A 13,265-nucleotide genomic window follows, 5' to 3' on the forward strand; every position below is an offset into this window, starting at 1 on the left:
CAACGCGTCAAAGTCCGCCTGGATACCCTCGCGATCTGTCGAACGCATGTTCGAATGATAACGCGGACCACCGACACAAAAGGCCATGCCGTTACAGTTGAAACTAAAGTGGCACAAGTGATTTCAACGCTACATGGGCTAGGTGTACTGACCACGAAAGTTAGAGACGGCGTGGCGTGGTGACATAACGAAGACCTCCGAGTGAAGTGCGAGCTGTCGAGGAACACACCAACTCACTTCGGAGGTCTTCGTGTCTCACCGTAATGCCCCTTTGTCGGAAACCGGGCGTCTGCGTCTTGCGCGTTGCATCGTTGAGGACGGCTGGCCGCTACGCCGGGCTGCCGAGCGGTTCCAGGTCTCGGTTGGCACCGCTGCTCGCTGGGCCGGGCGCTACCGTGAACTCGGTCGAGCCGGCATGGCCGATCGCAGCTCACGGCCCCACCGCAGCCCCAACAGGACACCCGCACGCGTGGAACGGCGCATCATCAACGTCCGGGTGATCCGGCGCTGGGGGCCAGCGCGGATCGGTTATCTGCTGGGGTTGCATCCCTCGACTGTGCATCGGGTGCTGACTCGGTATGGCCTGGCCAAATTGCGTTGGCTCGATCGCCCCACGGGACGGGTGATCCGGCGGATGGAATCGGCGGCCTGTGGTGATCTGGTGCACGTCGATGTCAAGAAACTGGGCACGATTCCCGCCGGGGGCGGCTGGCGGATGCTGGGCAGAACCGCCGGCAAACGCAACAGCCAAGCCGACAAGAGTTCAGGGCAGATCAGCAAGTGCCACAATCCAGTGCGCGGATATCACTTTCTTCACACCGCGATCGACGCCCACTCGAGACTGGCCTACAGCGAGCTGCTGGCCGACAAGCGCAAGGAAACCGCGGCGGCGTTCTGGTGTCGCGCCAACGCGTGGTTCAACGAATGCGGCTTTTCAGTGCGACATGTCTTGACCGACAACGGATCTTGCTACCGATCCCACGCCTTCGGCGACGCCCTCGGCAACATCAAACACCGCCGGACCCGACCCTACCGCCCGCAGACCAACGGCAAGGTGGAGAGATTTCACCGCACCCTGGCCGACGAGTGGGCATACGCCCGGCTCTACCGCAGCGATACCGAACGATGCGAAGAATTCAACCGGTGGCTGCACACCTACAATCACCACCGCGGCCACACCGCACTCGGCGGACAACCACCTGCCAGCCGCGTACTCAACCTCTCAGGTCAGTACAGCTAGGCCACCGCCACGGCTTCGGCCGCGATCGCCTCGGCCGCCGCGCGCTCCCCGGACCGGACGGCGCCGTCGATCCATCCGCACATGACGGCCGAGCTTTCGGTGCCCGCCCAGTGGATGCGGCCGCATGGCTCGCGCAACGTGTAGCCGTATTCGGTCAGCACACCCGTGGGAGTGTGCCCGATCATTCCGCCGCCGGAATAGCGATCCACCGTCCAGTTCTGCTCGTGGAATTCGCGCGCTGCCTTGGCTTTGCTACCGAACCGGTCCACGAGTTCGCCCATCACCAGTGCCCTGCGCTCGGCCTCGTCGAGCCGGGTCAGCCGGCGTGCCGCAGGGCCCTCGCTGATGACGCACATGATGCCCGGGTTCCCGGTGTCGGTGCAGGCATCGATGGTCAGGGTGGCGGGGGAGTTCGGCGCCGCGGACTGGCCGGACAATCCGTCGGCACGCCAGAACGGCTCGTCGTAGCAGATCGACGTCTTGATGACGGCGCCGCTCGGCATGCGCTGGTGCAGAAATGCGCGATCGACCGGCAGTAGCGGCTCGTACTGGATCGAGGTGGCGATCGCCAGCGGGATCGCCACGATGGCCCGACGTGCCCGCACCGTCAGGCCGGCCGCGCTGACCGTCACCCCGTCGGCGTCCTGGTCGATGTGCCGCACCGGCTGCGACAGGTGCAGCGAGTCGCCGAGTGCGGCCGCCATCGGGCGGTGAATGGCGCCCATGCCGCCGACCGGGCGGGCATCCTGAGAGCCGCCCTTGCCCGAGATTGCGAAGGTGAGCCCGCCGGCGGAGGCGGTTTGCAGCAGTCCCCACAGCAACGACGTCTCCGATGCCGCCGAGGTGTAGAGGCCGGCGAAGGCCATGTCCAGCATCTCGGCGGCTTCCTTGGACATCGAATTCTTTTCGATCCATTGCCCGATGCTGATGCGGTCCCACTGCTGTGCCTTCTTCGCTTCCCACGGGGCTTCGCGCGGGATCGCCTTGCACATTTTGTCGATGGCGGCCAGTCCCATGGCGAGGTTGGCGACCACCCACGGGCTCACGGTCCACGGGATGCTGCCGCCGTAGCGGTGCTTCTTGCCGCCGACCACCATCATCGCGTCGCCGTCGTTGTGCTGCTTGTACTCCGGGATGCCGAACTCGCTCATCAGCGCATAGATCCGGTCCTGGCCGGGCCCGATCCAGGCACCGCCACGATCGATCCACACCCCGTCGTCGCGGGTGACGGTAAACGTGCGACCACCCACTCGGTCGCGCGCTTCCAGCAAGGCCACCGAGTGCCCGGCCCGGTGCAACCGGTAGGCGGCCGTCAAGCCCGCGAAACCCGCGCCGACCACGCAATAATCGACGTCCGCCATGACGGGCTCCTCGTCTGCAGGTGTGTTCCAACAGCAAACTACTCCGAATACGTGGTGGTAACACCGGTTCGGCCGGATTTGATGACCAACACCTGCCGCTGTTGACCGTCCTGCAGATTAAAACCGTTGGGGCACCGTGGTTTTCACCGCTGCTCTGGGCCGATGGCGGGCGGGTAGGGCAGATCGGTACTGGAATGCGGGTCCAGCCGCACCGCACAGCCCAGATACGGAAAGGCGCGCTGCCGGCAGGCCGGGCGATCGCAGATCTTGCAGCCGGCACCGATCGGCACAATGGCCTCCGCGTCGTGCACGTCGATTCCCGCCGAGTAGATCAACTTTTCGGCGTGGGCGATGTCGCAGCCCAGTCCGATGGCAAAGCTCTTGGCCGGTCCCAGATAGCGACCGGCCTGGGTCGTCGTGGTCCGCGCGACCCAGAAATACGTTCGCCCGTCCGGCATTTGAGCGATCTGGGTGAGGAACTGGCCGGGTCGGGAGAAAGCATGGTGGACCACCCACAGCGGGCAGTTGCCACCGACTCGGGAGAAGTGAAATGCGGTGGCGGACTGACGTTTAGAAATATTTCCGGCGCTGTCGGCGCGGACGAAGATGAACGGGATGCCGCGCGTGCCGGGACGCTGCAAAGTGGACAGTCGATGGCAGACGGTTTCAAATCCGACCTCGAAATGCCTTGCCAAATAGTCGATGTCGTAGCGCGCGGTCTCGGCGGTCGCCAGGAAGCTCCGGTAGGGCAACAACAGGGCACCGGCGAAATAGTTGGCCAGCCCGATTCGCGCCACGGCGCGCGCCTCGTCGCTGAGCTGATCGTCGCCGGCAAGGATGCCGTTGATCAGCTCGGCCTGGGTGAGCAGCGCGATTTGGGTTGCCAACTGAAACGCACGTTGGCCGGCATGCAGCCAGCGGGCCAAGTGCAGCGTCTTGGACTCGGCGTCGAAAACACGTTTTGCATTGGCGGACAACATATTCCCGTCGTCGATCAGCACCCGCACGCCGAGGCGCCCGTCGAGCAGGTCGGCCAGCTGGCGATCCAGTCCACCCGTCCGCAGGCGGCTCTCGTCGAACATCGCTTCGGCCGCCAGATCCAGCTCGCCGACGTAGTTCTTGCGGTCGTAGAAAAAGTCACGGACCTCCTCGAAGGGCATCGGTCGGGGCGGCGGCGCGTTGATGTCGGCGTTGGCCCGGTCGTGCAGTGCCTCGAGATCGGCCGTGGCGTCGTGCAGCCGCCGGTGCAGGTTGACCAGCGTTTGGCCGATCTCGGGCATTCTGGCGACGAGTTCCTCGATCTGTCCCGTGGTCGCGGGCCCGTCGGCGAAGATCTCGCGTAGGTCCGCAACCAGCCGGGCGTCGGAATCCGGTGCGAAGTACTGGGTCGGCAGGTCGAAGCGCTCCGTGAGTGACAGCAGCACCGGCACGGTGATCGGGCGCTGATCGTTCTCCAGCTGATTGACGTAACTGGTGGACAGGTTCAGGGCGCGCGCGAGGGCGACTTGCGTGAGCCCATGCTCCTCACGCAGTCGTCGTAGCCGTGCCCCGGCGAACGTCTTCGCCACCTGCACTACCGTACGCCCGGCGACTTTCACAAGATCCGCAAACCTGCCCGGATGAGGACACAAAATTACGCGTGTTTAGGGCATTTATCCCATTGTCGGCGCTGCGTACCGTGCGTGTTATGCGCATCATCGAGGTTCGGACCCGGCGCAGCGCCGACGACTTCCCCCGCAGTGAGCAGCTGGCCGCCAAGATCGCCGAGGTCGCCACCGACCCGGTCCCGATCGATCCCGACACCGCGGAGATGGTGCGCAACCGGATCATCGACAACGCCGCCGTGAGTGCCGCGGCGGTGACTCGGCGGCCCGTCACCACGGCTCGTGCGCAGGCGCTGGCGCATCCGGTACCGCGGGGCGCGCGGGTTTTCGGGGTGCCCGGGTGCTATTCGGCGGAGTGGGCGGCCTGGGCCAACGGTGTCGCGGTGCGCGAACTCGATTACCACGACACGTTTTTGGCGGCGGAGTACGCGCACCCCGGCGACAACATCCCGCCGCTCGTCGCGGTCGCCCAGCACCTTCAGATACCGGGCGCCCAACTGATCCGCGGCCTCGCCACGGCATACGAGATCCACATCGATTTGGCTAAGGGAATCTGCCTGCACGAGCACAAGATCGACCACGTCGCCCACCTGGGCCCGTCGGTGGCCGCCGGCCTGGGGACGATGCTGGGGCTGGACGCGGACACCATTTACCAGGCCGTCGGGCAGGCCCTGCACCTGACCACCAGCACCCGCCAATCCCGCAAGGGCCTGATCTCGAGTTGGAAGGCGTTCGCACCCGCTTTCGCAGGCAAGGTCGCGATCGAGGCCGTCGACCGCGCGATGCGCGGCGAGGGTGCGCCGGCGCCGATTTGGGAGGGCGAGGACGGCGTCATCGCCTGGCTCCTCGGCGGGCCGGATCGCACCTACCGGGTGCCGTTGCCGGCGCCCGGCGAACCCAAGCGCGCCATCCTGGACAGCTACACCAAGGAGCATTCGGCCGAATATCAAAGCCAGGCGCCGATCGACCTGGCGCGGCGGTTGCGCGGTCGGATCGGTGATCTAAAGCAGATCGCCACGATCGTGCTGCACACCAGCCACCACACCCACGTGGTGATAGGCACGGGGTCGGGTGATCCGCAGAAGTTCGACCCCGACGCCTCCCGGGAGACCCTGGATCATTCGCTGCCGTACATCTTCGCGGTCGCGCTGCAGGACGGCTGTTGGCACCACGAGCGATCGTATGCCCCCGAGCGGGCGCACCGGAAAGACACCATCGAATTGTGGCGGAAGATCTGCACCGTCGAGGATCCGGAATGGACCCGTCGCTACCACTCGAATGACCCGGCCGAGCAGGCATTCGGGGCGCGCGCGGAGGTGACGCTCAAAAGTGGCGAGGTGATCTCCGAGCAACTGGCGGTGGCCGATGCGCATCCGTTGGGAGCGCGTCCGTTCGCCCGCGACCAATACGTGCGCAAGTTCACCGAGCTCGCCGCGGACATCGTGGAACCCGCCGAGCAGCAACGGTTCCTGGGTGCCGTCGACGTCCTCGCCGACCTCGAGGGCGGCACCCTCGGGGAGCTGAACGTCTTGGTCGATCCGCGGGTGCTGGACAAGGCGCCGGTGATCCCGTCCGGGATCTTCGGATGACCGGCGCGGCCGACAAGCGGGCGAGGCTGCGCGCCGGCCTGAATTCCGGTTGCCTGCAGCGCTTTCCGGGCGCGTTCTCGCCGCTGGTGGCCAAGTCCGTCGCGCGGGCGGGCTTCGAGGGCGTCTATGTGTCCGGTGCCGCGCTGTCCGCCGACCTCGGATTGCCCGACATCGGGCTGACGACGCTGACCGAGGTGGCCGACCGGGGCGCACGGATCGCCGCCGCGACGGAGCTGCCGACGCTGATCGACGCGGACACGGGATTCGGGGCACCGGTCAACGCGGCACGCACGGTGACGGTGCTGGAAGACGCCGGGTTGGCCGGCTGTCATCTCGAGGACCAGGTCAACCCGAAGCGGTGCGGCCATCTCGACGGCAAGGCCGTCGTTTCGGCCGCCGAGATGGTGCAACGGTTACGCGCGGCGGTGTCCGCCCGCCGCGACCCGGATTTCGTGATCTGCGCCCGCACCGATGCCGCCGGAATCGAAGGGCTGCCCGCCGCGATCGACCGTGCTCGCGCCTACGCCGACGCCGGGGCGGACATGATTTTCACCGAAGCCCTCAGGGCGGTGGCCGATTTCGAGGCGTTCCGGGCCGCCATCGACATTCCGCTGCTGGCCAACATGACCGAGTTCGGTAAGTCGCCGTTGCTGAGCGCGCGCCAACTCGCCGACCTCGGCTACAACGTCGTGATCTACCCGGTCACCACGTTGCGGCTGGCCATGTTCGCCGTCGAGGCCGGCCTACGCGAAATCAACACGACAGGAACACAATTCGGTCTTCTCGATCGGATGCAGCAGCGCAGCCGGCTCTACGAGCTGCTCGGCTACGACGCCTGGGAGGCAACACCATGACCGCACCGACCACTGAAATCCGCAAGGGGCTGGCCGGGGTGGTGGTGGACACCACCGCCATTTCGAAGGTGGTGCCGGAGACCAATTCGCTGACCTATCGCGGATATCCGGTACAGGACCTGGCCGCCCACTGCAACTTCGAGCAGGTCGCGTTTCTGCTCTGGCGCGGTGAGCTACCGACCGATTCCGAACTCGCCCTGTTCAGTCAGCGCGAGCGGGCGAGCCGACGGGTGGACCGGTCGATGCTCTCGCTGCTCACCAAGCTTCCGGACAACTGCCACTCGATGGACGTGGTTCGCACGGCGATCAGCTTCCTGGGGGCCGAGGATCCCGACGAGGACGTCGACGCCGCGAATCGTGCCACATCGCTGCGCCTGCTCGCGGTGCTGCCCACCATCGTCGCCATCGACATGCGCCGGCGGCGCGGTCTCGAACCGATCCCGCCGGACAGCAGCCTGGGATACGCCGAGAATTTTCTGCGGATGTGCTTCGGCGAGGTGCCCGAACCCGAGGTGGTCTCGGCCTTCGAACAATCGATGATCCTGTACGCCGAACACGGGTTCAACGCGTCAACCTTCGCCGCGCGGGTGGTGACCTCGACGCAGTCCGACATCTACAGCGCCGTCACCGCCGCCGTCGGCGCGCTCAAGGGCACGCTGCACGGCGGTGCCAACGAGGCGGTGATGCGCGACATGATCGAGATCGGCGACCCGCTCAACGCGCGGGACTGGTTGCGCGGCAAGCTTGCTCGCAAAGAGAAGGTCATGGGATTCGGGCATCGGGTCTACAAGAACGGTGACTCCCGCGTGCCCACGATGAAGGCCGCGCTGACCCGCGTCGCCGCCGTCCGCGACGGCCAGCGCTGGCTGGACATGTACAACATCCTGGAAGCCGAGATGTTCGCGGCCACCGCCATCAAGCCCAATCTGGACTTTCCGACCGGTCCGGCCTACCACCTGATGGGATTCGACATCGCCTGCTTCACCCCGATTTTTGTGATGAGCCGGATCACCGGGTGGACCGCCCACATCATGGAGCAAGCGGCATCGAACGCGTTGATCCGGCCGCTGAGTGCCTATTCCGGACGTGCGCAGCGGAAGCTGACGCCCCGCCGCATCAGCTAGTCCGCGGGTCCGCCGTACTGCCAGACCAGGCTGTGGTCGCCGGTCATGGTCGGGTTGCACCACAGGGTCCGGCCGTTGGCGTCCTGGGCGGTGGCATGCAGGATGGTGCAGGAGTCGCCCGGCCCCGGAGTATCGCCATACGCGATTGCGGCGCCCAGCCAGCCGGCGGCCACGGTCAGCGCGACGGCGCAGCCGAGGGGCCAGCGTCTGCTCATGGTGACGTCTCCTCAAGCAGGTACCGAAAGATCACGCTATCCGGCCGGGGAACTGCGAGCAAAGGATGTCAATTGGGATCCTGGCGGCGTTGCCCTAGAACGCGTTCTAGTCTGTGGAACCATGGGATTCCTCCAACCCGAACTGCCGCAAGTCGACATCGACGAGTGGAGCAAGCTGTCCCGCAGCGAAAAAATCCGGCCGATGGCTCGGCACTGGGCGGAGGTCGGCTTCGGAACGCCGGTCGTGCTGCACCTGTTCTACGTCGGCAAGGTTCTGCTCTACATCCTGTTCGCCTGGGTGTTGGCCGTAGCGACCACCCGCGGCCTGGCCTTCACCCACGTCACGTCGTGGTACTGCGAGCCGATCGTGCTCGAGAAGGTGGTGCTGTACACGATGCTGTTCGAGGTGGTCGGGCTGGGGTGCGGCTTCGGGCCGCTGAACAACCGGATCAGCCCGCCGCTGGGTTCGATCCTGTATTGGCTGCGGCCGGACACCATCCGGTTGCCGCCGTGGCCTAATCGCGTGCCGGGGACCAGGGGCACCGCCCGCACCCTGCTCGACTGCGCGCTCTACGGGCTGCTGCTGTTGTTGCTCTTCCTGACGCTGTTCGCCGACGGCACCGGCCCGGTGCCCGAGCTGGGGACCGAAGTCGGGTTGATCCCCACCTGGCGGATCGTGCTGATCCTGGTCGTGCTCGGGCTGCTCGGGTTGCGGGACAAGGTGATCTTCCTGGCCGCCCGGGGGGAGGTGTACGCGTCGCTGGCGGTGACGTTCCTGTTCGGCGGGGTCGACACGGTCATCGCGGCCAAGCTGGTGTTTCTGGTCATCTGGATTGGTGCGGCGACATCCAAACTGAATAAACACTTTCCGTTCGTGATGTCGACGATGATGTCCAACAACCCCGTCTTTCGCCCCCGGTTCATCAAGCGCCTGTTCTTCGAGAAGTTTCCCGACGATCTGCGGCCGGGACGGTTGTCGCGGTTGTTCGCCCATGTCAGCACCTTCGTCGAAATGTGGGTGCCCATCGCGTTATTCGTCGCGCACGGAGGCTGGCCGACGGCGGTTGCCGCGACCCTCATGGTGATCTTCCACCTGGGCATCCTGACGGCCATCCCGATGGGCGTGCCGCTGGAGTGGAACGTGTTCATGATCTTCGGGGTGTTCGCGCTGTTCGTCGGCCACGCGCACACCGGGCTGGCGGAGCTGAAACACCCTGTGCCGGTGGCGATTTTCATCGCGTTCCTCGCCGGGATCGTGATTCTGGGCAACCTGTTTCCGCGCAAGATCTCGTTTCTGCCCGGCATGCGCTATTACGCCGGCAACTGGGATACCTCGCTGTGGTGCATCAAGCCGTCCGCGGACAAAAAGATCAACCACAACATCGTCTCGATCGCCAGCATGCCCGCGGCGCAGCTGGAAAAGGTCTACGGCAAGGAACGCGCGCAGATCCCGATGTATCTCGGATATGCGTTCCGTGCCATGAACACGCACGGCCGGGCGCTGTTCACGCTGGCGCATCGGGCGATGGCCGGGCAGAACGAGGACGATTACGTCATCACCGACGGAGAGCGAATCTGCAGCACCGCCGTCGGATGGAACTTCGGTGACGGCCACCTGCACAACGAGCAGCTGATCGCGGCGATGCAGCAGCGCTGCGGCTTTCTGCCGGGCGAGGTGCGGGTGGTGTTGCTCGACGCGCAACCGATCCACAAGCAGACCCAGACCTACCGGCTGGTGGACGCCGCGACGGGCGAATTCGAGCGCGGCGTCGTCAAGGTCGCCGACATGGTCACCCGGCAGCCGTGGGCCGACGACGTGCCGGTCCAGGTGCTGTCCCAGCCCCAGCCCGAGCCCAAGCCCGAGGACGAGCCCGAGCCCCAGCCCGAGGACCAGCCGCGAGCGTAACGCCAGCACGGGGTAAGTCCGCCCGAATAAGACCTGGCGCTAGGCTCGGCGCAACCTAGACCCCCGCGCGGACCTCCTGCGCCGCGGCGACCATGTTGTGCAGCGACGCCGTCACCTCGTCGGTGTTGCGGGTCTTCAGCCCGCAGTCGGGGTTGACCCACAGCCGTTCGGCGGGCACCGCCCGCAGCGCGGCGCGCAACGAGTCGGCCATCTCCGCGGTGCTGGGCACCCGCGGGGAGTGAATGTCATAGACACCCGGACCCACGCTGTTGGCGAAGCCGACCGCGTTCAGATCGTCCAGCACCTCCATGTGCGAGCGGGCCGCCTCGATGGACGTCACATCGGCATCCAGGTCGGCAATCGCGCCGATCACCTCGCCGAATTCCGAGTAGCACAGGTGCGTGTGGATTTGTGTGGCGTCCGCGACGCCGGAGGTGGCCAACCGGAAAGACCCGACGGCCCAACGCAAATACTTTTCCTGGTCGGCCCGACGCAGCGGTAGCAATTCGCGCAGCGCCGGCTCATCGACCTGGATGACCGCGATGCCGGCGGCCTCCAAATCCACCGTCTCGTCACGAATCGCCAGGGCCACCTGATGCGCGGTGTCCGCCAGGGGCTGGTCGTCGCGGACGAACGACCACGCCAAGATCGTCACCGGTCCGGTCAGCATGCCCTTCACCGGCTTGTCGGTCAGCGACTGCGCGTACTGGGCCCACCGCACCGTCATCGGATGCGTGCGAATCACGTCGCCGTACAGCACCGGCGGGCGCACGCAACGGGTGCCGTAGGACTGCACCCAGCCGTTCTTGGTCGCGAAGAAGCCGTCCAACTGCTCGGCGAAGTACTGCACCATGTCGTTGCGTTCGGGTTCCCCGTGCACCAGCACGTCCAGGCCGAGCTCCTCTTGCAGCCTGACCACGTCGGCGATCTCCTGCTGCATCCTGCGGTCGTACTCGGTTTGGTCGATGTCGCCGGCGACCAGAGCGGCGCGGGCTTTGCGGATCTCGACGGTTTGTGGGAAGGACCCGATGGTGGTGGTGGGCAGCGGCGGCAGGTGCAGTCGCTCGTCCTGGCTGGCGCGGCGCCGGGCCGCGTTGCCGCGGTGCGTGCCCGAGGCGAGGATGGTGCCGATGCGGGCCCGCAGCTCCTCGTTGTGCAGCCGCGGGTCCTTTCTGCGCGCGGCGACCGCCGCATTGGAGGCCGCGATCTCGTCGGCCACCACCTCGCGGCCCTCGTACAGCGCCCGGGCCAGCGTCACCACCTCGCCGACCTTCTCCTGGCCGAACGCCAGCCAGCTGCGCAGCGCGTCGTCGAGCCCGGTCTCCGGCTGCAGCGAGTACGGCACATGCAGCGTCGAGCACGACGTCGACACCGCAACCGCGGCAACCGAATCCTGCAGTGCCGTCAGCTTTGTCAGCGCCGCCTGCAGATCGGTACGCCAGATGTTGCGCCCGTCGACGACACCGGCCACCAGCGTCTTGCCGGCGAGCTCGGGTATCCCCGCGACCGCGGTCTGCGCTCCGTAGACCAGGTCGACACCGATCGCCTCGACGGGGGTGCGGGCCAGCGCCCCCAACGACTCGCCTGGATCGCCGAAGTAGGTGGCGACGTAGATGGCGGGCCGGTTGTTCACCTTTCCCAGCGCGTTGTAGACGGCCTCGGCCAGCGCCGGCGCCTCGGGTGACATATCGGTGACCAGGGCCGGCTCGTCGATCTGCACCCACTGCGCACCGTTGTCGGCCAGCAGGCTCAGCAGCTCGGAATAGGTCCCCACCAGCTCCTGCAGGCGTTCGATCGGCGCGCCGCCCCCATGGACACTGTTGACTGCCTTGCTCAGCAACAGGAACGTGATCGGCCCGATCACGACCGGACGTGCCGGAATCCCAAGCCCCTGAGCCTCTTTCAGTTCGGAGAGCACCTTGTCGGGGTGCAACGCGAACTTCGTCGCCGGTTCGATCTCGGGAACGATGTAGTGGTAGTTGGTGTCGAACCATTTGGTCATTTCCAGCGGCGCGACGTCTTGGTTGCCGCGCGCGGCGGCAAAGTAGCGATCCAGATCGTCGGACACCTGCGCGGCCCGGGCCGGCAACGCGCCCAGCATGACCGCGGTGTCGAGTACCTGGTCGTAATAGGAGAATGTGTTGACCGGCACCGAGTCGAGGCCGGCGTCGGCCAGCCCCTTCCAGGTGTCGCGGCGCAGCGTCGCGGCCACGTTTTCCAGGTCGGCCCGACTGGTGCGTCCGGCCCAATACCCTTCGGTCGCGCGTTTGAGTTCGCGTTTCGGCCCAATGCGCGGGGAGCCGACGACCGTGGCGGTGAATGCTTGAGCGGTCACGATATTCGTCCTTCGATCGGCGTGGTGGTCACCGCCGGCGGACGTGCAGCTGATCCGGTAGCGGAACGCACCCTATCTTCGCAGAGGTACTAACCCGCCAACCGATGCAGCAAACGCCCATTCCTCGAGGCGATGAGCCGCCGGGCGCGGCGCGCCCGGCACAACTGGCAGGTCTCCGGACTCGCAGGCGCGCACCCGTGGTGCTCCTACTGGCCGTCGCTTCCCAGTCATCCTGACCAGTGCGTGTGACGGCGGTCGTTCCTGCATACCGTTGCGGGACAGTCCCGGATTCTCACCGGGTTCCCTCTCACGAAGCTTGACTAGCGCTCGCTTCGCTCGATGCCCACGCCGCGGGTGCGGCGCGTGCAGACCAGCTGCGAGATGCAGCTTAGTCAGCCCGCCAGCGCCTGCGCGATCGGGATGTCGCCGTTGTTGAATTCGATGGTCCGCCGGATCGTCGTGTCGTCGGCCAGCGCGGCGGCGGCAACCAGCGCGACATCGGCGCGGGACACCTCACCCTTACCTTCGCTGAGCGTGATCTTGCCCGTCGGCGGTTGCAGCGTCAGCCGGCCGGGACCCAAAATCGTCCAGTCCAGGTTGCTGTCGCGCAGGTGAGCGTCGGCTGCGGCCTTGGCCTCGGCGTAGGGGAAGAACGAATTCTCTTGCGGTACGCCATGATCCAGGCCGGCACCGAAGTAGGACACCATGACAAACCGCGGGACGCCCGCCTGGGCGGCGGCATCGATCACCCGGATCGCGGCGTCCCGGTCGACGGCGTAGGTGCGCGCCGGGTTGCCGCCACCGGCGCCGGCCGAGAAGACAACCGCGTCGTGCCCGGCCACCAGGTCGGCCAGCGCGTCGGTGTCCAGCCGCTCGATGTCACCCACCACCGGTTGCGCACCGGTGACGGCGACGTCGTCGGAGTGGTCGGGATTGCGGAAGACCGAGGTCACCTGGTCGTCACGCTCGGTCAGGATGCGGGCCAGCTGCAGTGCGACCTTGCCGTGCCCGCCGAAGATGACAATGCGTGCCATGCC

At 66.4% G+C, this 13,265-nt stretch carries 10 protein-coding genes and 1 riboswitch; of the genes, 5 read left to right on the top strand and 5 right to left on the bottom strand.

The features are described 5' to 3' along the window. The first annotated feature begins 250 nt into the window (after positions 1-250). Positions 251-1,240 (top strand): IS481 family transposase, encoded by a 990-nt coding sequence (locus tag AWC25_RS08685; RefSeq protein ID WP_085166640.1) that lies wholly within the window; start codon positions 251-253, stop codon positions 1,238-1,240. Here the strand turns inward: AWC25_RS08685 and AWC25_RS08690 are convergent. After that, the gene (locus AWC25_RS08690) at positions 1,237-2,601 is read right to left on the bottom strand and encodes a flavin monoamine oxidase family protein (protein ID WP_069401320.1); all 1,365 of its coding nucleotides are present in this window, start codon (positions 2,599-2,601) and stop codon (positions 1,237-1,239) included. The two genes, AWC25_RS08685 and AWC25_RS08690, sit on opposite strands and share 4 nt — an antisense overlap. A 143-nt stretch (positions 2,602-2,744) precedes the next feature. Then, positions 2,745-4,169 (bottom strand): short-chain fatty acyl-CoA regulator family protein, encoded by a 1,425-nt coding sequence (locus AWC25_RS08695; protein ID WP_069401373.1) that lies wholly within the window; start codon positions 4,167-4,169, stop codon positions 2,745-2,747. A 119-nt stretch (positions 4,170-4,288) separates the two neighbouring features. Here AWC25_RS08695 and prpD point away from each other — a divergent pair, with 119 nt between their 5' ends. Genes prpD through AWC25_RS08710 form a run of 3 tightly spaced genes read left to right on the top strand, consistent with a single transcriptional unit; the run spans position 4,289 to position 7,772 of the window. Then, positions 4,289-5,794: a 2-methylcitrate dehydratase PrpD gene (gene prpD / locus AWC25_RS08700; RefSeq protein ID WP_085166641.1), complete on the top strand. Its 1,506-nt coding sequence runs from the start codon at positions 4,289-4,291 to the stop codon at positions 5,792-5,794. Next, entirely contained in the window at positions 5,791-6,648 is an 858-nt protein-coding gene (prpB, locus tag AWC25_RS08705) for a methylisocitrate lyase (RefSeq protein WP_085166642.1), read from the top strand. The genes prpD and prpB overlap by 4 nt, the downstream gene beginning before the upstream one ends. Continuing rightward, positions 6,645-7,772, top strand: coding sequence for a bifunctional 2-methylcitrate synthase/citrate synthase (locus tag AWC25_RS08710; RefSeq protein WP_085166643.1), 1,128 nt, complete (start codon positions 6,645-6,647; stop codon positions 7,770-7,772). The genes prpB and AWC25_RS08710 overlap by 4 nt, the downstream gene beginning before the upstream one ends. Here AWC25_RS08710 and AWC25_RS08715 read toward each other — a convergent pair. After that, a complete protein-coding gene (locus tag AWC25_RS08715) occupies positions 7,769-7,987 on the bottom strand; it encodes a hypothetical protein (protein WP_069401324.1) in 219 nt (72 codons plus the stop codon). The two genes, AWC25_RS08710 and AWC25_RS08715, sit on opposite strands and share 4 nt — an antisense overlap. A 121-nt stretch (positions 7,988-8,108) precedes the next feature. Between AWC25_RS08715 and AWC25_RS08720 the strand changes: the two genes are divergently transcribed. After that, the gene (locus AWC25_RS08720; RefSeq protein WP_085166644.1) at positions 8,109-9,893 is read left to right on the top strand and encodes a DUF3556 domain-containing protein; all 1,785 of its coding nucleotides are present in this window, start codon (positions 8,109-8,111) and stop codon (positions 9,891-9,893) included. A gap of 55 nt (positions 9,894-9,948) precedes the next feature. Here the strand turns inward: AWC25_RS08720 and metE are convergent, their stop codons facing one another. Together metE and AWC25_RS08730 are read right to left on the bottom strand one after the other, a co-directional pair. After that, on the bottom strand, positions 9,949-12,228 hold the full coding sequence (metE, locus tag AWC25_RS08725) for a 5-methyltetrahydropteroyltriglutamate--homocysteine S-methyltransferase (protein WP_085166645.1): 2,280 nt from the start codon (positions 12,226-12,228) through the stop codon (positions 9,949-9,951). Positions 12,229-12,388: 160 nt separating this feature from the next. Continuing rightward, positions 12,389-12,571, bottom strand: a riboswitch (cobalamin riboswitch). 49 nt (positions 12,572-12,620) lie between these two features. Next, positions 12,621-13,262: an SDR family oxidoreductase gene (locus AWC25_RS08730; protein WP_069401326.1), complete on the bottom strand. Its 642-nt coding sequence runs from the start codon at positions 13,260-13,262 to the stop codon at positions 12,621-12,623. Positions 13,263-13,265 lie beyond the last annotated feature (3 nt).

This window comes from Mycobacterium sherrisii (assembly GCF_002102355.1).
GTDB lineage: Bacteria > Actinomycetota > Actinomycetes > Mycobacteriales > Mycobacteriaceae > Mycobacterium > Mycobacterium sherrisii.

Excerpts from the sequence above, each read along its gene's own strand:
- AWC25_RS08690 (WP_069401320.1), bottom strand. The coding sequence starts at position 2,601 with ATGGCGGACGTCGATTATTGCGTGGTCGGCGCGGGTTTCGCGGGCTTG.
- prpD (WP_085166641.1), top strand. The coding sequence starts at position 4,289 with ATGCGCATCATCGAGGTTCGGACCCGGCGCAGCGCCGACGACTTCCCC.
- prpB (WP_085166642.1), top strand. The coding sequence starts at position 5,791 with ATGACCGGCGCGGCCGACAAGCGGGCGAGGCTGCGCGCCGGCCTGAAT.
- AWC25_RS08710 (WP_085166643.1), top strand. The coding sequence starts at position 6,645 with ATGACCGCACCGACCACTGAAATCCGCAAGGGGCTGGCCGGGGTGGTG.
- AWC25_RS08715 (WP_069401324.1), bottom strand. The coding sequence starts at position 7,987 with ATGAGCAGACGCTGGCCCCTCGGCTGCGCCGTCGCGCTGACCGTGGCC.
- AWC25_RS08720 (WP_085166644.1), top strand. The coding sequence starts at position 8,109 with ATGGGATTCCTCCAACCCGAACTGCCGCAAGTCGACATCGACGAGTGG.
- AWC25_RS08730 (WP_069401326.1), bottom strand. The coding sequence starts at position 13,262 with ATGGCACGCATTGTCATCTTCGGCGGGCACGGCAAGGTCGCACTGCAG.